A 23,535-nucleotide genomic window follows, 5' to 3' on the forward strand; every position below is an offset into this window, starting at 1 on the left:
TTAGCCGCGGGCGGCTGCGATCTTGATCAGTTTGGCGTAATAGAAGCCATCGTGCCCGCCCTCCTGGGCCAGCAACTGGCGGCCATGGGGCTGCTTGATGCCGAACTGACCGGCGATATCCAGCTCCCGCGCACCCGGCGTACGGGCCAGGAACGCCTCGATCACCTCGGTGTTTTCGGTCGGCAATGTCGAGCAGGTGGCGTAGAGCAGGATGCCGCCGACTTCCAGGGTTGGCCACATCGCGTCCAGCAATTCACCTTGCAGGGTGGCGAGTGCGGCAATGTCGTCCGGTTGGCGGGTCAGCTTGATGTCCGGGTGACGACGAATCACCCCGGTCGCCGAGCACGGTGCATCGAGCAGAATGCGCTGGAAAGGCTTGCCGTCCCACCAGGTGGCGGTGTCACGGCCATCGGCAGCAATCAGTTCGGCGCTCAGGCCCAGACGCTCAAGGTTTTCCCGCACCCGTACCAGGCGCTTGGCTTCCAGATCCACCGCCACTACGCCGGCCAGTTCTGGCTCGACCTCAAGAATGTGGCAGGTCTTGCCGCCCGGGGCGCAGCAGGCATCAAGTACCCGTTGGCCCGGCGCCAGGTCCAGCAGGTCGGCGGCCAGTTGTGCGGCTTCGTCCTGCACGCTGATCCAGCCTTCGGCAAAGCCCGGCAGGTTGCGTACATCGCAGGGTTCAGCCAGCACAATGCCGTCCTGGCTGAACACGCAGGGCTGAGCTTCGATACCGCTCTCGACCAGCAGTTGCAGGTAGGCATCACGGGTTTTATGGCGCCGGTTGACCCGCAGAATCATTGGCGGATGCGCGTTGTTGGCGGCGCAAATGGCTTCCCATTGTTGCGGCCAGAAAGCTTTCAGGGATTTTTGCAGCCAGCGCGGGTGTGCGGTACGCACCACCGGGTCGTGCTCCAGCTCGGTCAGCAGGGCTTCGCTCTCGCGTTGTGCATTACGCAGCACGGCGTTGAGCAGGGCTTTGGCCCAGGGTTTTTTCAGCTTGTCAGCACAGCCCACGGTTTCGCCAATGGCGGCGTGGGCCGGAATGCGGGTGTACAGCAGTTGATACAGACCCACCAGCAGCAGCGCCTCGACATCGGCGTCGGCCGCCTTGAACGGCTTTTGCAGCAGCTTGTTGGCCAGCGCCGACAAGCGTGGCTGCCAGCGGGCAGTACCGAATGCCAGATCCTGGGTCAGGCCGCGATCACGGGCCTCAACCTTGTCCAGTTGCAGCGGCAACGAGCTGTTGAGTGATGCTTTGCCGTTCAGTACTGCAGTCAGTGCCTTGGCGGCGGCCAGACGAGGATTCATTGCGCGCTTTCCGTTTGACCGAGGGTAATGCCGACGGCGAATTTCTCACGGCGACTGTTGAAAAAATCGCTGAAGTTCAGCGCTTTACCGCCGGGCAATTGCAGACGTGTCAGGCACAACGCGCCTTCACCGCAGCCGACGATCAGGCCGTCTTTGCTCGCTGCGAGGATTTGTCCCGGTGCGCCCCGGGCGTCGGCGACAGTGGCGGCCAGTACTTTCAGAGCTTCGCCATTGAGTGTGCTGTGGCAAATCGGCCACGGATTGAAAGCCCGAACCAGACGCTCCAGCTCCACTGCCGGGCGGCTCCAGTCGATGCGCGCCTCGTCTTTATTCAGCTTGTGGGCGTAGGTGGCCAGACTGTCGTCCTGCACTTCGCCTTGCAGCGTGCCTGCTGCCAGGCCTGCGATTGCTTCAATCACCGCAGGTGGGCCCAGTTCGGCCAGACGGTCGTGCAGGCTGCCACCTGTGTCTGCACCGGTGATCGGGGTGACGGTCTTGAGCAGCATCGGGCCGGTGTCCAGACCCGCCTCCATGCGCATCACGGTCACGCCGCTTTCGCTATCGCCGGCCTCGATGGCCCGCTGAATCGGCGCCGCCCCGCGCCAGCGTGGCAGCAAGGAGGCATGGCTGTTGATACAGCCCAGGCGCGGAATATCCAGCACCACTTGCGGCAGGATCAGACCGTAGGCCACCACCACCAGCAAGTCGGGCTTGAGGGCTGCCAGCTCGGCTTGAGCCTCGGGAGCCCGCAGCGTGGGCGGCTGCATGACAGCGATGTGGTGTTCCAGCGCCAGTTGCTTGACCGGGCTCGGCATCAGCTTTTGCCCGCGCCCGGCCGGGCGATCCGGCTGGGTGTAGACCGCGACGATCTCGTAAGGGCTGTCGAGCAGCGCCTTGAGGTGTTCCGCGGCGAATTCCGGGGTGCCGGCAAATACGATGCGCAGTGGCTCAGTCATGAATTACTCACTTGGAATGGGGGGGCGGGAGTAATCCCGATAGATGCCTGTAGTCGCTGTCGAGGTACGAGGCTGCGATCAGGTTCGACGCAGCTCTCGTCAATCACTCAACTTCGGTATGCCAGGCACTTGGGAATAGCGGGCTTTACGGGCTCTGCCCGATCGCAGCCTTAGTGCCTGGGCAGCGACTACAGAATTGAGATAAGGACTATCAAGCGTTCTGGCGGTGCAGTTTTTCCAGCTTCTTCTTGATCCGGTCACGCTTGAGCGTAGACAGATAATCGACGAACAGCTTGCCATTGAGGTGGTCGCATTCGTGCTGGATGCACACGGCCAGCAGGCCTTCGGCGATCATTTCGAAAGGTTTGCCGTCACGGTCCAGCGCCTTGATTTTTACCCGCTGCGGGCGGTCAACGTTTTCGTAGTAACCCGGTACCGAGAGGCAGCCTTCCTGATACTGGCCCATCTCGTCGGTGAGCATTTCAAGCTCGGGGTTGATCAGCACCAGCGGTTCGCTGCGGTCTTCGCTCAGGTCCATGACGACAATGCGTTTATGCACGTTGACCTGAGTCGCGGCCAGGCCAATGCCCGGCGCCTCGTACATGGTTTCAAACATGTCATCGATCAACTGACGGACTTCGTCGTCCACAACCGCCACGGGTTTGGCGATGGTGCGCAGACGCGAGTCTGGGAATTCGAGGATGTTTAAAATAGCCATAAGTTTGATTGATGCACTGTGTGAAAGATTCATAAACGGTTGTCAGGTGGTCCTGAGGACATCGGGCAACCTGTGCAAAACGTCTCCTTCAGAGATAGCCCGCTCGGGCTCTGGCGTTTCACGCGAACGCACATAATAAAGGGATTCAGCAACGGATGAAACGACTAGCTGCCGGGCTGCCCGCGACTGGCCCGGGCCAGGGTGTGTCGCAGTTTGAAACCTATGGCCGCCGGCTCTGCCAGTCACTTCACTAAAATTGGGTTTCCACGTGCTGTTTCAAGGGCAGACCGGCCGTTCAGGAGGGTCTTTCCGGGCGTTTTCCAAACAACTTGTCAACAGACTTATCCACAGGTTGTGCTGTCTTTGAAGGCGCTGAAACCGATCAAGGATGATCCCATGCCGCTGCCTGAAATTTCCCCTGCCGAACTCGAAGCCCGCCTGCGTTTACATCGTTTGCCCGAGGTCGGGCCCCGGCGTTTTTACACCCTGCTCAGTGCATTCGGTTCGGCCAGCTCGGCGCTGAGCGCGCCCGCCAGTGCCTGGTCCGCCCTGGGGTTGCCGGCGGGCTGTGCCCAGGCCAGGCGCAGCCCGCAAGTTCGTGACGGTGCCAGCGCTGCATTGCGCTGGCTTGAGAGCTCCAGCCAGCATGTGCTGCTGCACGACCGGGCAAATTATCCGGCCCTGTTGGGGGAACTTAGCGATGCGCCACCGTTGCTGTTCGTGGCGGGAGATCCGGGCATTCTGGAAAAACCGCAATTGGCGATGGTCGGTAGCCGACGTGCATCAAGGCCGGGTCTGGACACTGCTGCGGCCTTTTCCCGCTGTCTGGCCGGGGCCGGATTTGTGATTACCAGCGGGCTGGCGGCGGGCATCGATGCTGCTGCACATGAAGCGGCGCTGGGCATTGGCGGGCAGACTGTGGGGGTGTTGGGCACCGGCCTGGAAAAACTTTATCCACAGCGCCATCGCGCCCTGGCTGATGCGATGATTGCCAGTGGCAGCGCGGTGGTTTCGGAGTTCCCTCTGGACGCCGGGCCACTGCCGGCCAACTTCCCACGCCGTAACCGCATTATCAGCGGCTTGTCGCTGGGGGTACTGGTGGTCGAGGCCAGTGTCGCCAGCGGTTCGCTGATCACTGCCCGGCTGGCCGCCGAACAGGGGCGTGAGGTTTACGCGATGCCGGGTTCTATCCATCATCCGGGCGCGCGGGGCTGTCATCAACTGATTCGCGATGGCGCCACCCTGGTGGAAACCGTCGAGCACATTCTGGAACAGCTGCGTGGCTGGCGCTCGATGCCGATTACCACTACGGATCAGCTCGCGTCAGTCTGTCATCCGTTAGTGCAATTGTTGCAGGCAGCGCCTCACACCAGCGAAGCCCTGGTCAGCGCCAGCGGTTGGGACTTGCCCCGATTGCTCGCCGCGTTGACCGAACTGGAGCTGGAGGGGCATGTGGTGCTGGAGGGGGGGCGTTGGTTTGCTCGCCCCAGCTAAGTACACTGCGCACAGCACATATCCGGAGACATTCAATGATCAGCACCTGGCGCGTCCAACAAGCGGCAAGAGCCATTCGCGCAGGCGCGGTGATCGCCTATCCAACCGAAGCTGTTTGGGGTTTGGGATGCGACCCGTGGGACGAAGAAGCAGTTGAGCGTTTGCTGGCTATCAAGTCGCGACCTGTGGATAAGGGCCTGATTCTGGTGGCCGACAACATTCATCAGTTCGACTTTCTGTTTGAGGATTTCCCGCAGAAATGGCTCGACCGCATGGCCAGTACCTGGCCGGGGCCCAATACCTGGCTGGTGCCGCATCAGGGCTTGTTGCCGCAATGGATCACCGGTGTGCACGACACCGTGGCCTTGCGAGTGAGCGATCACCCCCAGGTGCGCGAATTGTGTTCGCTGGTGGGGCCGATCGTTTCGACTTCAGCCAACCCTGCGGGATTGCCTGCTGCGCGCACGCGGTTGAAGGTTGAGCAGTACTTTCGCGGGCAGGTCGACCATGTATTGGGCGGTAATCTGGGCGGACGGAAAAATCCGAGCCTGATCCGTGATTTGGCTACCGGCAAGGTCGTACGCCCGTCTTAACAAACCTGTAGCAGCGCCCCAGACTCTGTAGGAGCGAGCTTTTCCTCGAAATCGCTAAAAGCTCGCGAGGCAAGCTCGCTCCTACAGATGGGAGCTCGCTCCTACAGGGGGGTGGGGGGATCAAGGCACCAGGATGGTCGACCCGGTGGTGCGACGTGCCGACAATTCGGTCTGCGCCTTGGCCGCGTCACTCAGCGCAAAACGCTGGCTGATGTCGATCTGGATTTTGCCACTGCGGATCATCCCGAACAGCTCATCGGCCATCGCTTGCAGCTTTTCAGGGCTGCTGGCGTAGCTCGCCAGGGTCGGGCGGGTCACGTACAGCGAGCCCTTCTGCGACAAGATCCCCAGGTTCACCCCGGTCACTGCGCCCGACGCATTGCCAAAACTGACCATCAGCCCCCGTGGTGCCAGGCAGTCGAGTGAGGTAAGCCAGGTGTCCTTGCCAACACCGTCGTACACCACCGGGCATTTTTTGCCGTCGGTCAGTTCCAGCACCCGGCGGGCTACATCTTCATGGCTGTAGTCGATGGTTTCCCATGCGCCCAGTGCTTTGGCGTGGGCGGCCTTTTCTGCCGAGCTGACAGTGCCGATCAACTTCACGCCCAGGGCTTTTGCCCATTGGCAGGCGATCGACCCGACGCCACCCGCGGCGGCGTGGAACAGAATGGTTTCACCGCCTTTGAGTTCGTAGGTCTGGCGCAGCAAGTATTGGGTGGTCAGCCCTTTGAGCATTACGCCAGCGGCTTGCTCAAACGAAATGTCCTCAGGCAGCTTCACCACGTTGGCGGCAGGCAATACATGCAAGTCGCTGTACGCGCCCAGCGGTCCGGTGCCGTAAGCCACACGATCGCCGACTTTAACGTTGTGCACTTCACTGCCTACCGCATCGACAATGCCTGCGCCTTCATTGCCCAGCCCGGACGGCAGCTCGGGTAGCGGGTACAAGCCGTTTCTGTAATAGGTATCGATGAAGTTGAGGCCGATGGCCTGGTTGCGTACGCGCACTTGCAGCGGGCCCGGCTCTGCGGGCTGGTAGTCGACATACTCAAGTACTTCCGGTCCGCCGTGGTTCCGAAACTGGATACGCTTAGCCATCTGCACTGTCCTTGCTGAATTGACGAGGCCACTATCCAACGCTTAAGCGTGATCTTCGTCAACTGCGGTGAAGCTGGGTGCGGTGTTATGCTAGCGGCCTTTGCCGCCGGCCCCGCTCTGAATGATGTGCCGCGTCGCTTGGCCCGATTTAAGGTGATGTCATGACTACCCGCACCGAGGCTGTAAAAGCCTACCTGCTCGACCTTCAAGACCGCATTTGCGCTGCTCTGCAGACTGAAGACGGTGGCACCCCGTTCGTCGAAGACGCCTGGGAGCGCCCGGCAGGCGGTGGGGGTCGCACCCGTGTGATGGAAAACGGCAACCTGATTGAAAAAGGCGGGGTTAACTTTTCCCACGTATTTGGTAGCGGCTTGCCGCCTTCAGCCAGCGCCCATCGCCCGGAACTGGCCGGACGTGGTTTTGAAGCCCTGGGTGTGTCGCTGGTGATCCATCCGCACAACCCCCATGTGCCGACGTCCCACGCCAACGTACGCTTTTTTATTGCCGAAAAAGAAGGCGAAGAGCCGGTGTGGTGGTTTGGCGGCGGCTTTGACCTCACCCCCTACTACGCCGTTGAAGAAGACTGCGTGCACTGGCACCGGGTGGCCGAACAGGCCTGCGCACCCTTTGGCGCAGACGTGTACCCGCGCTACAAGGCCTGGTGCGACAGCTACTTTCACATCAAGCACCGCAACGAGCCCCGCGGTATCGGCGGCCTGTTCTTTGATGACCTGAACCAGTGGGACTTCGACACCTGCTTTGCCTTTATTCGCGCCATTGGCGACGCCTATATCGACGCCTATCTGCCGATTGTTCAACGCCGCAAAAACGACGAATACACGGTCAAGCAGCGTGAGTTCCAGGAGTTTCGCCGTGGCCGCTACGTCGAGTTCAACCTGGTCTATGACCGTGGCACCCTGTTCGGCCTGCAATCAGGCGGCCGTACCGAGTCGATCCTGATGTCGCTGCCGCCGCAAGTTCGCTGGAGTTACGACTGGAAAGCCGAACCTGGCAGCGAAGAAGCACGTCTTACCGACTATTTTCTGCAAGATCGTGACTGGCTGGCATTGTCCGGGGAACCTGTCTGATGGACAGTTACGTGGTTTTTGGCAACCCGATTGCCCACAGCAAATCCCCGGTACTGCACCGACTGTTTGCCGAGCAGACTGCCCAGTCCATGCAGTACGAGACCTTGTTGGCGCCGCTGGATGATTTTGCTGGCTGTGCTTCGGCGTTTTTTCGCCAGGGTCGCGGCGCCAACGTCACGGTGCCCTTCAAGGAAGACGCCTACCGTCTGGCCAGCAGCCTTACGCCGCGGGCGCAAAGGGCTGGCGCAGTCAACACCCTGAGCAAACTGGCTGACGGCACATTGCTGGGTGACAACACCGACGGCGCGGGGCTGGTGCGTGATTTGACGGTGAATGCGGGCTTCAGTCTCAAGGGCAAACGCATTCTGCTGCTGGGCGCCGGGGGTGCAGTAAGGGGTGCCCTCGAACCTTTACTAGCCGAGCAGCCGGCGTCGGTCACCATAGCCAATCGCACGGTAGAAAAAGCCGAAGTACTGGCCGAACTGTTCAGCGATCTGGGACCAGTGGCCGCCAGCGGCTATGACTGGCTGCGCGAACCGGTCGACCTGATCATCAATGCCACCTCGGCCAGCCTGGCCGGAGAATTGCCGCCGATTGCCAGCAGCCTGATCGAGCCGGGTAAAACCCTGTGCTACGACATGATGTACGGCAAGCAGCAGACGCCGTTTTGCGCGTGGGCGGTCGAGCACGGCGCGGGTCAGGTCATGGACGGTCTGGGGATGCTGGCCGAGCAGGCGGGCGAAGCGTTCTTCCTGTGGCGCGGAGTGCGCCCGGATACGGCGCCAGCACTGGCTGAACTGCGCCGGTTACTGGCGCTGTAACCGCCACCCCAATCCTGTAGGAGCGAGCTTGCTCGCGAGCTCTTGGCTGCTGGTTCAAAAGCTCGCTCCTACAGGGGTACAGGTTTAACCCTCAAAAGAAATCGGGCAGCTGTCCGGCCCCTCGAGTTTTTTCAATTCCTCCACCACCTGCGGCCGTGCCCGGCGCAAGGTCAGACTACGGCCCAGGCCGCGCAAGCGTCGTGCTTCCTGGTGGAGCATTTCTACCCCCGAGTAATCAATAAAGTTGATGTGCTGCGCATCGATCACCACCCGCAACCCCTGGGTGCGTTGCAGGCGTACTTGCAGGTAATGGCTGGCGCCGAAAAAAATCGAGCCGCCTACCCGTAGAATCTCCTCGTCGCCATCGCGCCACTGTTGAATGCGTGGACGTGAAGTGCGTTTGAGATAGAAAAACAGCGAGGCCAGCACTCCGGCATAAATCGCTGTTTGCAGCTCCAGCAACAGGGTGGCGACGCATGTCAGCGCCATCACCACGAACTCGGCACGACTGACCCGCCACAGCGCGCGAATGCCCCGGGTGTCCACCAGGCCCCAGCAGATCAGCAAAATGCTGCCCGCCATCGCCGGGATCGGAATGTGTGCGATCAGTTTCGAACCCGCCACCGCAAACAACGTGACCCACAGCGCGGAAAACACCCCGGCCAGTGGTGAGCTGGCGCCCCCTTCATAGCTCAGCCCCGAGCGTGTGAACGAGCCCGACGACAGATACCCCGAGAACAGCGAACCCACCACATTGGACAAACCCTGTGCCCGGCTTTCCTGATTGGCGTCGATCATTTGCTGGGAACGTGTCGCCAGCGATCGGGCGATCGACAAGCTGGTGACCAGCCCCAGCATGCCCACCGCCACGGCGCTCGGTAGAAGGCGCAGGACCGTCTCGAGATCCAGGGGCAAGGGGCTGAAGGGCGGCAAGCGGCCGACAAACGACTGCACCAGTTCGACATGGCCAAATACCCCGGGCAGCAGCCATACCGCCAGGCTGGCAAGCCCCAGAGTCAGCAGCAAGGTGGGCCAGCGCGGCACCCACAGTTTGAGCACGATGCCCAGCACCAGGGTGCCCAGACCCAGCCCCAGCGAGGCGGGATCAAATTGGCGAATATGGGCGATCAGGGTCAACAGGCTATCCAGGGCCGTGGCCTTGCTCGATAAATGCAGGCCCAGCACGTTCGGCAATTGGCCCAGAGCAATCACAATGGCGGCGCCCAGGGTGAAGCCCACCACCACCGAGTGCGATACGAAATTGGCCAGCGCGCCGAATTTCAACATGCCCAGCAGCCACTGAAAAATTCCGGCCAGAAACGTCAGCAATAGAATCAGGCTGATGTAGTCCTGCGTGCCGGGCACTGCCAGGGGGCTGACGCTGGCATACAGCACGATGGAAATCGCCGCCGTCGGGCCGCAGATCAAATGCCACGATGAGCCCCACAGGCAGGCGATGATCACCGGCACAATCGCCGCATACAGCCCGTACTCGGGGGGCAAGCCTGCAATCAGCGCGTAGGCGATGGACTGCGGCAACGCCAGAATCGCCCCGCTAAGGCCCACCAGTGCATCGCGGCTGACGCTGACGCGGGTCTGTTTTGGCAGCCAGCTTAAAAATGGCAGCAGGTGGGTGTATTTGGGCCAGGCCATGGGGCTCTCGTCGGGTTAAACAGATTCTCTGCAGGAGCGAGCTTGCCTCGCGATGGTTGTTAACGATAACGCATTGTTTGCTGAATAAACGAGGCGTCCCTCAGGCTATCGCGAGGCAAGCTCGCTTCTGCGGATTGCCCGTCGCTTTAGCCGCCGACCTGTGGATAACGCGCCTTGCGCTCAAGGTCGTCGAGGTCGATGTGGTTGCGCATGTACTGCTGGCTGGCGTCGACCCAGGGCTGGTGATCCCAGCTGGTCAACTTGCCTGTGGCCAGCGATTGGGTAACCAGGCGACGGCGGCGCTGGCTGGCGAGCACTTGCTGGTGAATCGCCGGAATATCCCATTTGGCCCGGGCCTCGGCCAAAAAGTCGTTGAACAGTGACTGGTGCCCGGGGCACTGGCTCAGCTCTTCGCGTTCACCCGGGTCGTTGTGCAAATCAAACAGCAGGCACGGATCGTCTTCGCTATAGATGAACTTGTAGGCACCACGGCGGATCATCATCAGCGGGCTGATCGTGCCTTCGGCCATGTACTCGCCAAATACTTCGTCATGCCCGCCTTCGCCTCGCAGGTGCGAGACCAGCGAGCGTCCGTCCAGGTCCAGCCCGGCCTCTAACGTACCGCCCGCCAGCTCGACAAAGGTCGGTAACAGATCGGCAGTGGATACCGCGGCGCCAACCCGGGCCGGTTCGAACTGCCCTGGTGCGTACACCAGCAACGGCACCCGGGCGGCCATGTCGAACCAGTGCATTTTGTACCAGAGCCCGCGTTCGCCCAGCATGTCGCCGTGATCGCCGGAAAACACGATAACAGTGTTATCGGCCAGCCCCGTGTCTTCAAGGGTTTGCAGCAGCTTGCCGATATTGTCGTCGATGTAGCTGCAGGCGCCGAAGTACGCACGGCGGGCGTCGCGAATTTTATCCACAGGCAGCGGTTTGTCCCACAGGTCGTAGGCCTTGAGCAGACGTTGCGAATGCGGGTCAAGGCTGGCCTGGGGCGGGGTTTCGGGTAACGGGATGTCTTCGTTGCAGTACATGTCCCAATACGGCTTGGGGATGGTGTACGGGTCGTGCGGGTGAGTCATGGAGACCGTCAGACAAAACGGCCGGTCGCCGTCCTGGCGAATATGGTCGAACAAGTATTGCTGGGCCTTGAACAGCACTTCTTCGTCGAAATCCAGTTGATTGGTGCGCACGCACGGCCCGGCTTGCAGCACCGAGGCCATGTTGTGATACCAGCTGGGGCGAGCATCGGGCTCATCCCAGTTGACCGACCAGCCATAGTCGGCGGGGTAAATATCACTGGTCAGGCGCTCTTCAAAACCATGCAGCTGGTCGGGCCCGCAAAAGTGCATCTTGCCCGCCAGCGCGGTGCGATACCCCATACGGCGCAGATAGTGCGCGTAAGTCGGCACATCTGCGGGCAAGTCCGCAGCATTGTCGTAGGCGCCGATTTTGCTCGGTAGCTGGCCGCTGACCAGGGTAAAACGCGAGGGCGCACACAGCGGGCTGTTGCAATAGGCGGCGTCAAACACCACGCCCTGCTCAGCCAGGCGGCTCAGGTTCGGCAGTTTTATCGGGGACGGGCCGTAGATCGGCAACAACGGGGCGGCCATTTGATCGGCCATGATGAAGAGAATATTTTTACCTGACATGGGGGCGGCCTTTCATGGTGAATATTTATGCGAAAGTGCTGACTGTCAGCATGATGGCCGGATAACTCGTGGTAAAACCCATGGATCGCAATGACTAGGATAAGCACAGCTAATGTATAAAGCCTTGGGCGATCTCTCTCTGGACCTGTTGCGCACCTTTGAAGCGGCCGCCCGCCACCGCAGCTTTACCGCGGCAGCCCTGGAGCTGGGCACTACCCAGCCGGCCGTCAGCCAGCAGCTCAAACGCCTGGAGTCGCGCCTGGGGATTCGCTTGTTTGACCGCATCTACCGCGGCATCGCCCTGACCGAGGCCGGGCTTGGCCTGTTTTTGCAGGTGCAGGCAGGTTTGCAGCAAATAGACGCGGGTTTGCAGGCGTTAAGCGAACAACCGGACCGTGAAGTGCTGCAAGTGGCTACCGATTTTGCCTTTGCTGCCTATTGGTTGATGCCCCGACTGCCACGTTTTCATGCGGCCTGGCCGCAAATTGACGTCAGTCTGGTAACCCGTGAGCGCAGCCATGATGCGCTGCAGGGTGATATCGATGTGGGGGTGCTGTTTGGTCAGGGGCGCTTCAGCCAGGGTGAATCCCGATGGCTATTCAATGAAGAAGTGTTCCCGGTATGCAGTCCGCACTTACTGGCCGGGCAGACACTGCCGTTATCGGCCCGGGCCCTGGGGGACTTCCCGTTGCTGCAATTGCGCGGCGAACATGCCCGCCAGTGGTTTGACTGGTACAGGCTGTTTGACGCCCTCAAGCTCGGCCCGCCGCCTGCCCCCGGCCAGCTGCGTTTCGACAACTACACCTTGCTGATCCAGGCCGCGATTGCCGGTCAAGGCATGGCCATCGGTTGGAAGCACCTTGTGGATAACTTGCTGGAACAAGGGGTTCTGTGCCGGCCTTTTGCTGAATCGGCGCAATCGGCCAGCGGTTATTACGCGGTGATGCCGCAGCGCAAACGACGTAACCGGCTGGCCCAGGTTTTTGTCGACTGGATGCTGGCGGAGCAGAATGCCGAGCGATAGCTCACTCATTTCCTGCAGGAGAATCTTCATGCAACGCATCAAGGGTTACCACGCCCACGTATATTTCGACGCCACGACCATCGGGCAGGCGCGGGCCTTGTGTGAAGAGGCTGCGCAGCTGTTCGGCCTCACCATGGGCCGGGTTCACGAGCGCCCGGTCGGTCCGCACCCGGACTGGAGTTGCCAGTTGGCCTTCGGCCCCGAGTTGATCGGCGTAGTGCTGCCCTGGTTGGCATTGAACCGCCAGGGCCTGGTGGTGTTTTTGCATCCCGATACCGGCCATGACCTGCTGGACCACACCGATCACGGGATCTGGATGGGGGCGGTACGACCCTTGAATCTGGCTGTTTTTTGATCAAAACATGGCGGGTTAAAAAAAAATTCAGCTTTTTTTCACCCCGGTAATTTCCTGCAAATCCTGATGGCCGGCAAAAGCCTGATAGCCCCACGCTATAACGGCTGAACGTTGGTCATGGCCATGTGTCATAGCTTTCCATGAGCTAACGTATGACACGTGAAGCTGAGGGCAGTGATTAGTTCTAAAAGGCCATCCATGTTTAACTTGAACGGTTATTCAAGTTAAACGGTGGTCCGCTGCCCGCTCACAACAGGAGGCTTACCTTTGCCGAACGCGCTCTTTTTGCTCTCGTTTTACCTCTACAAGGTGCACATCCAATGAGTGCTCCAGTGACGTCAGAGACGTCTCAAATTCGCATGAACCCGCCGGTGTTTTACTTTGCTGCCGCGTTTATCCTGATCTTTGGGTTAGTGGTTATTGCCACACCACAAGCCGCCGGTGAATGGCTGCTGGCGGCGCAAAACTGGGCGGCCAATACGGTCGGCTGGTACTACATGCTGGCAATGACCCTGTACCTGATCTTTGTGATCACCACCGCCTTGTCTGGCTACGGCAAGATCAAGCTGGGGGCCGATCATGATGAGCCCGAGTTCAGTTACCTGTCCTGGGCGGGCATGCTCTTTGCCGCCGGGATCAGCATCACGCTATTTTTCTTCTGTGTGTCCGAACCCCTGACCCATATGCTCGCCCCGCCGCAAGGCCCGGCCGGTACGTCAGAGGCTGCGCGCCAGGGCATGCAGTTGCTGTTTTTGCACTGGGGCTTGCATGGCTGGGGTGTGTTTGCCTTTGTCGGCATGGCGCTGGCGTACTTCGCTTATCGCCACAACCTGCCGCTGGCGCTACGTTCGGCGTTGTACCCGCTGATCGGCAAACGCATCAACGGGCCCATCGGCTACGCCGTGGATGGCTTCGGCATCATTGCCACGGTGTTTGGTCTGGGGGCCGACATGGGGTTTGGGGTGTTGCACCTCAATTCCGGACTCGACTACCTGTTTGGCTTGCCGCACACCCAGTGGGTGCAGGTGGGTTTGATCACCCTGATGATGGGCGCTGCAATTCTGGTGGCCATTGCCGGTGTGGACAAGGGTGTACGGGTTATGTCCGACATCAACATGCTGCTGGCCTGTGCGCTGCTGCTGTTTGTGTTGTTCGCCGGCCCTACCCAGCATTTGCTCAACACCCTGGTGCAGAACATCGGTGACTATCTGGGCGCGTTGCCGACCAAGAGTTTCGATGTGTATGCCTACGACAAACCTAGCGACTGGCTGGGTGGCTGGACTGTGTTCTATTGGGCCTGGTGGATCGCATGGTCGCCGTTTGTAGGCCTGTTCATTGCGCGCATTTCCCGTGGTCGCACCATCCGCGAGTTCGTGTTCGGGGTGCTGTTGATCCCGCTGGGCTTCACTTTGGCGTGGATGTCGATCTTCGGTAACAGTGCCATTGATCAAGTGCTCAACCACGGCATGATTGCCCTGGGCCAGTCGGCCATCGACGATCCCTCGCGCACGCTATACCTGCTGCTTGAAACCTACCCGTGGAGCCGGACCGTGATTGCGGTGACGGTGTTCATCAGCTTCGTGTTCTTCGTGACCTCGGCTGACTCCGGCACTGTGGTGCTCTCTACCCTCTCTGCGCGTGGCAACAATGCCGACGAAGACGGTCCGAAATGGCTGCGGGTGTTCTGGGGCGCGATGACGGCCCTGGTGACCAGCGCGCTGCTGTTCTCGGGGAGCATCGATGCGCTGAAGTCAGCGGTCGTGCTCACCTCGTTGCCGTTCTCGCTGATTTTGCTGCTGATGATGTGGGGCCTGCACAAGGCGTTCTACCTCGAGTCGCAGAAGAAGATTGCGCAGATGCACTCACTGGCGCCGGTGTCTCACGCCCGTCGTGGCGGCTGGCGTCAACGCTTGAGCCAGGCTGTGCACTTCCCGTCCCGTGACGAGGTGTACCGCTTTATGGACACCACGGTGCGCCCGGCGATTGAAGAAGTGAGTGCGGTGTTCCGGGAAAAAGGACTTAACGTCGTCACCCAGCCGGATCCGGCCAACGACAACGTGAGTCTGGAAATCGGCCATGGTGAGGAACACCCGTTCATCTACCAGGTGCAGATGCGCGGCTACTTCACGCCGTCATTCGCCCGGGGCGGTTTTGGCAAAAAAGAGCAATTGCGCAACCGCCGCTACTACCGTGCTGAAGTGCACTTGAGTGAAGGCAGTCAGGACTATGACCTGACTGGCTACACCAAAGAGCAAATCATCAACGACATCCTCGACCAGTACGAACGCCATATGCAGTTCTTACACCTGGTTCGCTGATTCGGGTAACGGATCGAGGTCAACGCGAGCAAGCTCGCTCCTGCAGGAACGGTGAAAATCCTGTAGCAGCGAGCTTGCCCGCCACTGGCCTTTAAACCAGTCCGCCATTGGCCCGCAGCACTTGCCCGTTTACCCACTCCGCCGCCGGACTCACCAGAAACGAGATGATTCTGGCGATGTCTTCGGGCTGCCCCAAGCGTTCCAGGGGCGGCATTTTGGCGAAGCTCTGGATCTGCTCTTCAGTCTTGCCCTGCATGAACAGTTGCGTCGCCACTGGCCCCGGTGCCACGGCGTTTACTGTGATTTGCCGGCCACGCAACTCTTTGGCAAACACCTGGGTCAGCGACTCGACCGCTGCCTTGCTGGCGATATAGACCGCATAGCCCGGCAAATTCATGCCCACCGTACTGCTGGAGAAATTGATGATGCGCCCGCCGCTGTTGAGCCGGGTGGCCGCTTCGCGCAGGGTGTTGAAAGTACCCCGGGTGTTGATGTTGAAGGTCTGTTCGTACAGTTCATCGCTGTGTTGCGCCAGCGGCAACACTTTGAGCACGCCTGCGTTATTGATCAGCACATCGATTTTGCCCAGTTGCTCTTCAGCCTCATCGAACAGCCGCGCGACGTCCGCGGCACTGGCCACATCGGCCTGTACGGCAATGGCTTGATGCCCCGCACTGTGCAGTTCAGCAACCAGGGCTGAAGCTTCGTCGGCACTGTTGGCATAGTTGATAACGACGGCAAACCCTTCGCCGGCCAGTTGTCTGGCAATCACGGCACCGATGCCCCGGGATGCACCCGTGATCAGCGCGACTTTAGGCAGAGAAGTACTCATGGCAACACTCCATAGTGGATTTGGCGTGGGGCTAGATTCACATCTGTATCCAGGCAGATAAAGATGGTGAATTCGATAGCGGTATTCGCAAACGCCCAACAATCCTCCCGCCCTCTTGTGGGCGCGGGCTTGCCCGCGATTGCAGCAACTCGGTTGAAACTGTCACACCGGGTCGTTTGCATCGCGGGCAAGCCCGCTCCCACAAGGGATATCGCCCTCAGAGGGCATCAGGCATGGGCGGGTGGCGCGTCCTTGCTTTCCTTGATCTTGTACCAGGCCACGTACAACGCGGGCAGGAACAACAGGGTGAGCAAGGTGGCGGAAATGATGCCGCCGATCATGGCGTAGGCCATTGGCCCCCAGAACACGTCACGGGCAATCGGGATCATGCCCAGGCTGGCCGCAGCAGCGGTCAGCAGGATCGGCCGGCGGCGGTGCTGGGTGGCTTGCATGACCGCGTGCCAGGGGTCGTAGCCATCGCGTTCGTACTGGTCGATCTGGGTCACCAGAATCACCGAGTTGCGCACGATGATCCCCACCAGGGCCAGAATCCCCAGGATCGCCACAAAGCCCATCGGCGTGCCGGTCGGCACCAGCGCCAGCACCACACCGATCAGCCCCAGTGGCGCCACACTCACCACCAGGAACATCTTCTGCACGCTTTGCAGCTGGATCATCAGGAAGGTCGCCATCAGAAACAGCATCAGGGGCACCACCTTGGCGATCGGGCCCTGGGCCTTGGCGCTTTGTTCAACCGTGCCGCCGGTTTGCAGGGTGTAGCCCTGGGGCAGGCTGGCGGCGAACTTGTCGACTTCTGGCTTGAGCTTGGCCACCAGATCGGTCGGTTGCATCGAGCCGCGCACCGAGGCCTTGAGGGTCAGGGTGGGAATCCGGTCGCGGCTCCAGATCAGCGGTTGCTCCAGTTCGTAGCGCACGGTGGCAAAGGCCAGCAACGGAATCGAGGTGCCGCTGGGGGTGGTGATTTGCAGGTTCAGCAGGGTTTCCGGGCTGCCCCGCTCGCTGCCGACGGCACGGCCTATGATGTTGATCAGGTAGATGTCGTCCTTGACCTGGCTGACCGCCGCGCCGCTGACGATGCTGTTCATCACATGGGCGACGTCTTCGGATGACAGCCCGAACTGGCGGGCCTTGTCCTGGGCAATGTCGATGCGCAGTACCTTGCCCGGTTCGTTCCAGTTGAAGATGGTTTCACCGACATTGGGGTTGGCGTCCAGCACGGAGGCCAGGTCGAGGGAATACTTGCGTACCAGATCGATGTTTTTGCCACTGACCCGATATTGCAGCGGCTGACCCACCGGCGGCCCCAGTTCCAGGGTGTGCACAAAGCTGCCGACCCCAACGTAATCTTCACGCAGGCGTTTATTGAGACGTTCCATCAGGGCATCCCGGCTATCCAGCCCGGTGCTGACAATCACCAGCTGGGCGTAGAACGGGTTTTGCAGTTGCTGGTCCAGTGGCAGGTAGAAACGAATCGCGCCCTCGCCGATGTACGAACTCCAGCGCAGGATATCCGGGTCGCCCTTGAGCGACTCTTCAAAGCGCTGGGTGACCTTGAGGGTTTCCTGAATCGAAGCGTTTTGCGGCAGGTTCAGGTCCACCAGGATTTCCGGGCGGTCGGAGGCCGGGAAGAATTGGTTCTGCACCAGCCCCATGCCGAAAATGGCCAGTACGAACATCAGTACCGTGACGCCGATGGTCATCCAGCGGTGGCGCATGCACCACAGCAGGCCATTATCGAAGGACCGGGCCAGGCGTCCGGGTTTCTCGGGCTTGGGTTTGACCTTGGAGCTGAGGATATGCACCCCCAGTACCGGCGCAAACAGTACCGCCACCACCCACGACACCAGCATCGCCACGGCAATCACCGCAAACAGGGTGAAGGTGTATTCCCCTGCCGAGCTGTTGTTGAGGCCGATGGGCACGAAGCCTGCCACCGTCACCAGGGTGCCGGTGAGCATGGGGAAGGCCGTGGAGTGGTAGGCAAAGGTTGCCGCCTGTTCCTTGGTCTCCCCCAGCTCGAGCCGGGTGATCATCATTTCCACCGTGATCATCGCGTCGTCCACCAGCAGGCCCAGGGCGATAATCAGCGCACCCAGGGATACCCGCTGCATGGCAATGCCGGTGAACTCCATGAACACAAAGACCAGCGCCAGCACCAGCGGGATCGAGATCGCCACCACCAGGCCCGCACGCAGCCCCAGGCTGAGGAAACTGACCGCCAGCACGATGACCACCGCCTCAAACAGCGCACTGGTGAAGCCGCCTACGGCCACCTCTACCACCTGCGCCTGATCGGAGACCATGTGCACGCCCACCCCCACCGGCAGTTCGGCGGTGAGGTCGTCGATGCGTTGCTGCAGCTGTTTGCCGAACTCTTGAATGTTGCCGCCGTCGATCATGGCAATCGCCAGACCGATGGCAGGCTTGCCGTTGTAATGGAACATGGGCGCGGACGGGTCGACGTAACCGCGGCTGATTTCGGCGATATCGGCCAGCCGGTAGAAGCGGTCGTTGACCCGCAGGTTCACCGCTTCCAGGTCTTCGACACTGTGGAACTGTCCCGAAGTGCGGACCGACATGCGCTCGGGCCCGGCTTCAACGACCCCGGCCGGGGTCACGGCGTTTTGCGCCTGCAGGCTTTCCAGAACGTGCTGTTGATCGAGGCCCAGGGCCGCCAGTTTGCGGGTCGAAAAGTTCAGGTAGAAGGTTTCATCCTGCTCACCTATGGTCATCACCTTGCCGCGGTTGGGCACATCGCGAATCCCGGTGCGCACCTGTTCGACGTAGTCGCGCAGCTGGCGCATGGTGAAGCCGTCACCGGTAAAGGCGAAAATGGTGCCATACACATCACCGAACTCATCGTCGAACCCCGGGCCCTGAATGCCCTGGGGGAAATCGCCGCGAATGTCGTTGATCTTTTTGCGCACCTCATACCAGATATGGGGAATGGCATCGGCCTTGGTCGTGTCCTTGAGGAACACGAAGACCGTGGATTCGCCGGGCCTGGTATAGCTTTGCACGTAGTCGAGAGAGTCCAGCTCCTCGAGCTTTTTCTCGATGCGGTCAGTGATTTGCAGCCGGGTTTCATCGACCGTGGCACCTGGCCATCTGGTCTGGATGACCATGGTTTTGATCGCGAAGGACGGGTCTTCCGCGCGGCCCAGGTTCATGTAAGAAAAGATCCCGGCGACCACCGCCATAAACATCAAGTACCAGACAAACGACTGATGTTTCAGAGCCCACTCGGACAGGTTGAATTTCCCATTCATTGCGAGCTTTCCTTATCGAATCTGACTTTCTGTCCGGGGGTGAGGCTGTTGACGCCGGCGCTGACCACGTAATCGCCGTTTTTCAGGCCACCCTGGAGCAGCACGGTTTGCGCGTCACGGCGCAGCACGTTGACGTCACGCGGGCTGACGGTTTTGGTCTGCGGGTCGATGACCCAGATGCGGCTGTGACCGTCGGTTTCCTGCAGGGCGGTGAGCGGTAATTCAAAGTGCTCGGCAATCGGGCTGCTGACGGTCACGCTGACCGAACTGCCAAGGCGAAAGGCTGGCGGGGTCTGGTCCAGGGTCAGCCGGGTGCGCCGGGTGCGGGTTGCACTGTCGGCTTGCGGGGCGATTTCGCGGATATGGGCGCTGGTGTTGACGTTCGGGTCGAGCTGGCCGGCGACCAGAAACTCGATACCTTTGGGTAGCGCCTCGGCCAGGGGCCCGGGCAGATCAATCACCGCCTCCTTGATTTCAGGGCGGGCCAGGGTGACCACTTCTTCGCCGACGCTGACCACCTGCCCTGCTTCGGCGTGCCATTGGGTGATTACCGCGTCATGGTCGGCGCGCAGGTCGCAGTAACTGAGCTGGTCCTGTGCCTGGCTGACCGCGGCCACGGCCTGCTGCATGGAGGCCGCGGTGGTTTTGAGGTCGGCCTGGGCCGTGTCCAGTTGCGCCTGGGCGCCGACCCCGCGGTTGAACAGCTCCTGCTGGCGCCGGGCGTTGGCTTGAGCGTTGATCAATTGCGCCTGCACCTTGGCCAGGTCGCCCTGGGCCGAGCGCAGCTGGTTTTGCTGATCGGTGGGATCGAGGTTGGCCAGAATGTCCCCTTGCTTGACCACTGCACCCACGTCGTAATGACGGCGCACGATACGGCCCGGCACGCGAAAGCCCAGGGTGCTTTCGTAGCGCGCTTCGATGTTGCCGGCAAAGCGCCCGAGATTGTCGGAAAGCATCGGCTGAGCCACCACATACAAGGCAGGGCGGACAGGCTCGGGGGCTTTTTTCTCGGAGCAACCCGCCAGCAACAAGGCTGCCAGCGGCACTGTCCACAAGTGGTTAATCAATGATCGGCTCATAACCGGGCTCCCCCGCTCGGGATGGGCGCGACTTCAACCTTCATGCCGGGGTGCAGCAATTGTCCGCCTGCGACCACGACCTTTTCTCCGTCCTTGAGACCTTCACTGACTATCACGCTACCGGTCAGGTAGCGTCCGACCTTGACCCGTTGCAGGCGCACGATGCTTTGCTCGTCGGCGATCCATACGGCAGGCTCGCTGATGTCTTTGGTCAGGGCGGACCAGGGCAGCTCAATGCTGCGACTGGGGGGCGGGGTCAGATTGACGCTGACAATCGAACCCAGATCCATGCCTTTGGGCAGCGCGTCCAGTTGCACCTTGATTTGCAGGGTGCCGCTTTGTGCCGACACGGTGGGGGTGATCTCGCGGATCTGGCCGTTAACCTTGATCGCCGGATTACTCAGCAGCGTGACTTGCACGGTAGGGTTTTTCGGCGGCTCGATAAACAGCGATTCATACACGTTGAATACCGCGTCGCGGGCTCCGTCGCGGGCCAGGGTGAAAATCGGCATGGTGGCCTGCACCACTTGCCCCACTTCGGCCTGGCGCGCGGTAATCACACCCGGCGCCTCGGCCTGCAATTGGCTGTAGCTCAGTTGCTCGCGGGCATTGGCCAACTGCGCCTGTGCGGCAGTCAGGGCACTTTGCGCGCTGAGCCGGGCAGCATTGGCAGCATCGTATTCGCTTTGGCTGGTGTAGCCTTTTGGCAGCAGTTTCTGCTGCCGGATAAATGCGGCACGGGTCTGGACCACTTGGGCCTGTTGCGCATTGACGCTGGCCTGGGCCGTTTCAACCTGGATTTTCAAGTCTTTGGGGTCGAGACGGGCCAGCACCTGATTGGCCTGGATGTGGTCACCGACATCGACCTTGCGCTCGATGATTTTGCCGCCGACCCGGAATGAAAGCTGGGTTTCGACCCGGGCCTGAATATCGCCGCTGAGTTGAATTGGCGGGGCAAATTCCCGGGTGCTGACCTGTTGTACATAAACCCGCGGGGACAAAGGCTCAGTGGGCCTCTCTTTGCCGCAAGCGGTCAGAAGTACCAAAAGGCTCAAGCCCATAACAGCCTTGTTTCGTGGACCAGCCATGCAAGCTCCTTTGCGTGATGCTGTTTTACATCCTGATACGACACACAGCGTAGAACAGGGTTCGGCGTCTGTGGGACTCTATGTGCACTGCACCTGTAGCTGTACTTCGAGGTCAACCATGCTCACCACCCTGGCTGTGGCCAACTACCGCTCCATCAACCAATTGGTGGTGCCCCTGGCCAGACTTAATCTGATTACCGGCCCCAATGGAAGTGGCAAATCGAATCTTTACCGTGCCCTGCGTTTATTGGCCGAAACCGCCCAGGGCGGGGTGATCAACGCGGTAGCCCGTGAAGGAGGGCTGGAATCAACATTCTGGGCCGGGCCGGAGGTGATTTCACGACGCATGAAGCTCGGCGAGGTGGATATCAGCAGAACCGTACTCAGTGGCGTAAAGCGCCTGCGTCTGGGCTTCGCTGCCGATGATTTCAGCTATGCAATTGCCTTGGGGTTGCCACCGAACGATGAGACTTCGTCGTTCAATCTCGATCCGCAAATCAAGCACGAGAGTATTTGGTCGGGACCGATTTATCGCAAGGCCAGCGAGCTGGTTGAACGTAAAGGTCCGGTGGTCCGGTCCCGTGATGGCCGCGCCTGGAAGGTGTTGGCGCAGCACACGCCGGTTTTCGACAGTCTGTTTGATCAGGTCGGCAGTATGGATGCTTCGCCGGAAGTCTTGCAGTTGCGTGAGTCCATTCGCGGATGGCGTTTTTATGACCACTTTCGCACCGACCCCGATGCGCCCGTTCGCCAGCCGCAGCTTGGCACCCGCACCCCGGTCTTGCATCACGACGGGCGCGACCTGGCAGCCGCGTTGCAAACCATTATTGAGATCGGCGACCCTCAAGCGTTACACACGGCAATCAGCGATGCCTTTCCCGGTGCGCGGCTGGAGATCCAGTTTGTTTCCGGCGGGCGCTTTGCCCTGGAGTTCTATCAGGAGGGGCTGCTGCGTCCATTGTCGGTGGCTGAACTGTCAGATGGCACCTTGCGCTACCTGCTGCTGATCGCAGCCCTGCTCACCCCTCGCCCACCCACCATGATGGTGCTGAACGAACCCGAGACCAGCCTGCATCCCGATCTGCTGCCGGCGCTGGCGCGGTTGATCATTCGTGCTTCGCAACAATCGCAAGTCTGGGTGGTGTCCCACGCCCGGCGTCTGATCGCGGCGCTGCAGCAAGATCTTGAGTGCAACTGCATCGTGCTGGAAAAAAACTTCGGCCAGACCGAGATCGTTGGCCAGCGCCTGCTGGATCAGCCCGCCTGGTACTGGGCGGACAAATAAAAACGCCGACGCTTTAAAAGCCGTCGGCGTTTTCACAAGGGCGGGCGCTGTTTAGAACGCAGGGACTACCGCACCTTTGTATTTCTGTTCAATGAAGGCTTTGACTTCAGGGCTGGTCAGGGCCTTGGCCAGCTTCTGGATTGCGTCGCTGTCCTTGTTGTCAGGACGGGCCACCAAGAAGTTCACGTATGGCGAATCGGCGCCTTCAATGATCAGCGCGTCGGTGGCCGGGTTCAGGCCCGCTTCCAGCGCGTAGTTGGTGTTGATCATGTCCAGGTCAACCTGATCCAGCACCCGTGGCAGCAGCGCGGACTCAAGTTCCTTGAACTTGAAGTTGTGCGGGTTCTTGGCGATGTCTTTCGGTGTGGAGACAGCATTGGTCGGGTCTTTGAGTTCGATCAGACCGGCCTTTTGCAGCAGGATCAACGCACGGCCACTGTTGCTGCCTTCGTTCGGGATGGCGATGGTCGCGCCGTCTTTCAACTCAGACAGGTTTTTGACTTTTTTCGAGTAGCCACCGAAGGGTTCAACGTGAACGCCGATCACGGTCACCAGATTGGTGCCTTTGCCTTTGTTGAAGCTTTCGAGGTACGGCAGGGTCTGGAAGTAGTTGGCATCCAGGTGCTTCTCGGCCACTTGTACGTTGGGCTGCACATAATCGGTGAACACTTTGACTTCCAGATCCACGCCTTCTTTGGCGAGGGTCGGTTTGATCAGCTCAAGGATTTCGGCGTGGGGTACCGGGGTCGCAGCGACCACCAGTTTCTCGCCAGCCTGTGCCAGGCCTGCAGTCAAAGCAGCCGCCAATGCGGTAAACAACAGAACCTTTTTCATGCAATGCCCTTAAGTGTGTGACCGTTCGGATGACGGTTTTATT

At 60.4% G+C, this 23,535-nt stretch carries 19 protein-coding genes; 8 read left to right on the forward strand and 11 right to left on the reverse strand.

Annotation, left to right across the window (positions count from 1 at the left end; genetic code table 11):
- The 3 genes from rsmB to def all read right to left on the reverse strand — a co-directional run bounded on the left by rsmB (window position 1) and on the right by def (window position 2,985).
- Entirely contained in the window at window positions 1-1,311 is a 1,311-nt protein-coding gene (gene rsmB / locus JQ848_RS00075) for a 16S rRNA (cytosine(967)-C(5))-methyltransferase RsmB (RefSeq protein ID WP_003437953.1), read from the reverse strand.
- Complete coding sequence (gene fmt, locus JQ848_RS00080) at window positions 1,308-2,267, reverse strand: methionyl-tRNA formyltransferase (RefSeq protein ID WP_003437951.1); 960 nt, start codon at window positions 2,265-2,267, stop codon at window positions 1,308-1,310. Before fmt ends, rsmB begins: the two co-directional genes overlap by 4 nt.
- A 211-nt stretch (window positions 2,268-2,478) precedes the next feature.
- Window positions 2,479-2,985: a peptide deformylase gene (gene def / locus JQ848_RS00085; RefSeq protein WP_003437949.1), complete on the reverse strand. Its 507-nt coding sequence runs from the start codon at window positions 2,983-2,985 to the stop codon at window positions 2,479-2,481.
- Window positions 2,986-3,381: 396 nt separating this feature from the next.
- Between def and dprA the strand changes: the two genes are divergently transcribed.
- Window positions 3,382-4,479, forward strand: a complete 1,098-nt coding sequence (dprA, locus tag JQ848_RS00090) for a DNA-processing protein DprA (RefSeq protein ID WP_037001082.1) — start codon at window positions 3,382-3,384, stop codon at window positions 4,477-4,479.
- 35 nt (window positions 4,480-4,514) lie between these two features.
- Window positions 4,515-5,072 carry an L-threonylcarbamoyladenylate synthase type 1 TsaC gene (locus JQ848_RS00095; RefSeq protein ID WP_010656728.1) on the forward strand — a complete coding sequence of 186 codons (558 nt, stop codon included), beginning with the start codon at window positions 4,515-4,517 and terminating at the stop codon, window positions 5,070-5,072.
- A 120-nt stretch (window positions 5,073-5,192) separates the two neighbouring features.
- Here JQ848_RS00095 and JQ848_RS00100 read toward each other — a convergent pair whose 3' ends face one another.
- The gene (locus tag JQ848_RS00100) at window positions 5,193-6,170 is read right to left on the reverse strand and encodes an NADPH:quinone reductase (RefSeq protein WP_003437943.1); all 978 of its coding nucleotides are present in this window, start codon (window positions 6,168-6,170) and stop codon (window positions 5,193-5,195) included.
- 161 nt (window positions 6,171-6,331) lie between these two features.
- Here JQ848_RS00100 and hemF point away from each other — a divergent pair, with 161 nt between their 5' ends.
- Both hemF and aroE read left to right on the forward strand, forming a co-directional pair.
- A complete protein-coding gene (gene hemF / locus JQ848_RS00105) occupies window positions 6,332-7,258 on the forward strand; it encodes an oxygen-dependent coproporphyrinogen oxidase (protein WP_003437941.1) in 927 nt (308 codons plus the stop codon).
- On the forward strand, window positions 7,258-8,079 hold the full coding sequence (aroE, locus tag JQ848_RS00110; RefSeq protein ID WP_003437938.1) for a shikimate dehydrogenase: 822 nt from the start codon (window positions 7,258-7,260) through the stop codon (window positions 8,077-8,079). The genes hemF and aroE overlap by 1 nt, the downstream gene beginning before the upstream one ends.
- Window positions 8,080-8,163: 84 nt before the next feature.
- Here aroE and JQ848_RS00115 read toward each other — a convergent pair whose 3' ends face one another.
- Both JQ848_RS00115 and betC read right to left on the reverse strand, forming a co-directional pair.
- Window positions 8,164-9,732: a SulP family inorganic anion transporter gene (locus JQ848_RS00115; protein WP_202210153.1), complete on the reverse strand. Its 1,569-nt coding sequence runs from the start codon at window positions 9,730-9,732 to the stop codon at window positions 8,164-8,166.
- 146 nt (window positions 9,733-9,878) lie between these two features.
- Entirely contained in the window at window positions 9,879-11,387 is a 1,509-nt protein-coding gene (betC, locus tag JQ848_RS00120) for a choline-sulfatase (RefSeq protein WP_202210154.1), read from the reverse strand.
- A 112-nt stretch (window positions 11,388-11,499) separates the two neighbouring features.
- Between betC and JQ848_RS00125 the strand changes: the two genes are divergently transcribed.
- The 3 genes from JQ848_RS00125 to betT all read left to right on the forward strand — a co-directional run bounded on the left by JQ848_RS00125 (window position 11,500) and on the right by betT (window position 15,084).
- Entirely contained in the window at window positions 11,500-12,411 is a 912-nt protein-coding gene (locus JQ848_RS00125) for a choline sulfate utilization transcriptional regulator (RefSeq protein WP_010656731.1), read from the forward strand.
- Between the two features lie 28 nt (window positions 12,412-12,439).
- Window positions 12,440-12,766, forward strand: coding sequence for a DOPA 4,5-dioxygenase family protein (locus JQ848_RS00130; protein ID WP_202210155.1), 327 nt, complete (start codon window positions 12,440-12,442; stop codon window positions 12,764-12,766).
- Window positions 12,767-13,086: 320 nt separating this feature from the next.
- Window positions 13,087-15,084, forward strand: a complete 1,998-nt coding sequence (betT, locus tag JQ848_RS00135) for a choline transporter BetT (RefSeq protein WP_202210156.1) — start codon at window positions 13,087-13,089, stop codon at window positions 15,082-15,084.
- Window positions 15,085-15,175: 91 nt separating this feature from the next.
- On the opposite strand, the gene JQ848_RS00140 is transcribed toward betT, so the two are convergent.
- From JQ848_RS00140 to JQ848_RS00155, 4 genes are all read right to left on the reverse strand, one after another.
- A complete protein-coding gene (locus JQ848_RS00140; RefSeq protein ID WP_003437932.1) occupies window positions 15,176-15,916 on the reverse strand; it encodes an SDR family oxidoreductase in 741 nt (246 codons plus the stop codon).
- A 227-nt stretch (window positions 15,917-16,143) separates the two neighbouring features.
- Window positions 16,144-19,206: an efflux RND transporter permease subunit gene (locus JQ848_RS00145; RefSeq protein WP_003437931.1), complete on the reverse strand. Its 3,063-nt coding sequence runs from the start codon at window positions 19,204-19,206 to the stop codon at window positions 16,144-16,146.
- A complete protein-coding gene (locus JQ848_RS00150; protein ID WP_003437930.1) occupies window positions 19,203-20,285 on the reverse strand; it encodes an efflux RND transporter periplasmic adaptor subunit in 1,083 nt (360 codons plus the stop codon). The genes JQ848_RS00145 and JQ848_RS00150 overlap by 4 nt, the downstream gene beginning before the upstream one ends.
- A complete protein-coding gene (locus JQ848_RS00155; RefSeq protein WP_003437929.1) occupies window positions 20,282-21,373 on the reverse strand; it encodes an efflux RND transporter periplasmic adaptor subunit in 1,092 nt (363 codons plus the stop codon). The genes JQ848_RS00150 and JQ848_RS00155 overlap by 4 nt, the downstream gene beginning before the upstream one ends.
- A 118-nt stretch (window positions 21,374-21,491) precedes the next feature.
- On the opposite strand from JQ848_RS00155, the gene JQ848_RS00160 reads away from it, so the two are divergent.
- Complete coding sequence (locus tag JQ848_RS00160; protein WP_010656734.1) at window positions 21,492-22,658, forward strand: AAA family ATPase; 1,167 nt, start codon at window positions 21,492-21,494, stop codon at window positions 22,656-22,658.
- Between the two features lie 51 nt (window positions 22,659-22,709).
- On the opposite strand, the gene JQ848_RS00165 is transcribed toward JQ848_RS00160, so the two are convergent.
- A complete protein-coding gene (locus JQ848_RS00165) occupies window positions 22,710-23,492 on the reverse strand; it encodes a MetQ/NlpA family ABC transporter substrate-binding protein (RefSeq protein WP_003437927.1) in 783 nt (260 codons plus the stop codon).
- Window positions 23,493-23,535 lie beyond the last annotated feature (43 nt).

This window comes from Pseudomonas paraversuta (genome assembly GCF_904067025.1).
Lineage (GTDB): Bacteria > Pseudomonadota > Gammaproteobacteria > Pseudomonadales > Pseudomonadaceae > Aquipseudomonas > Aquipseudomonas paraversuta.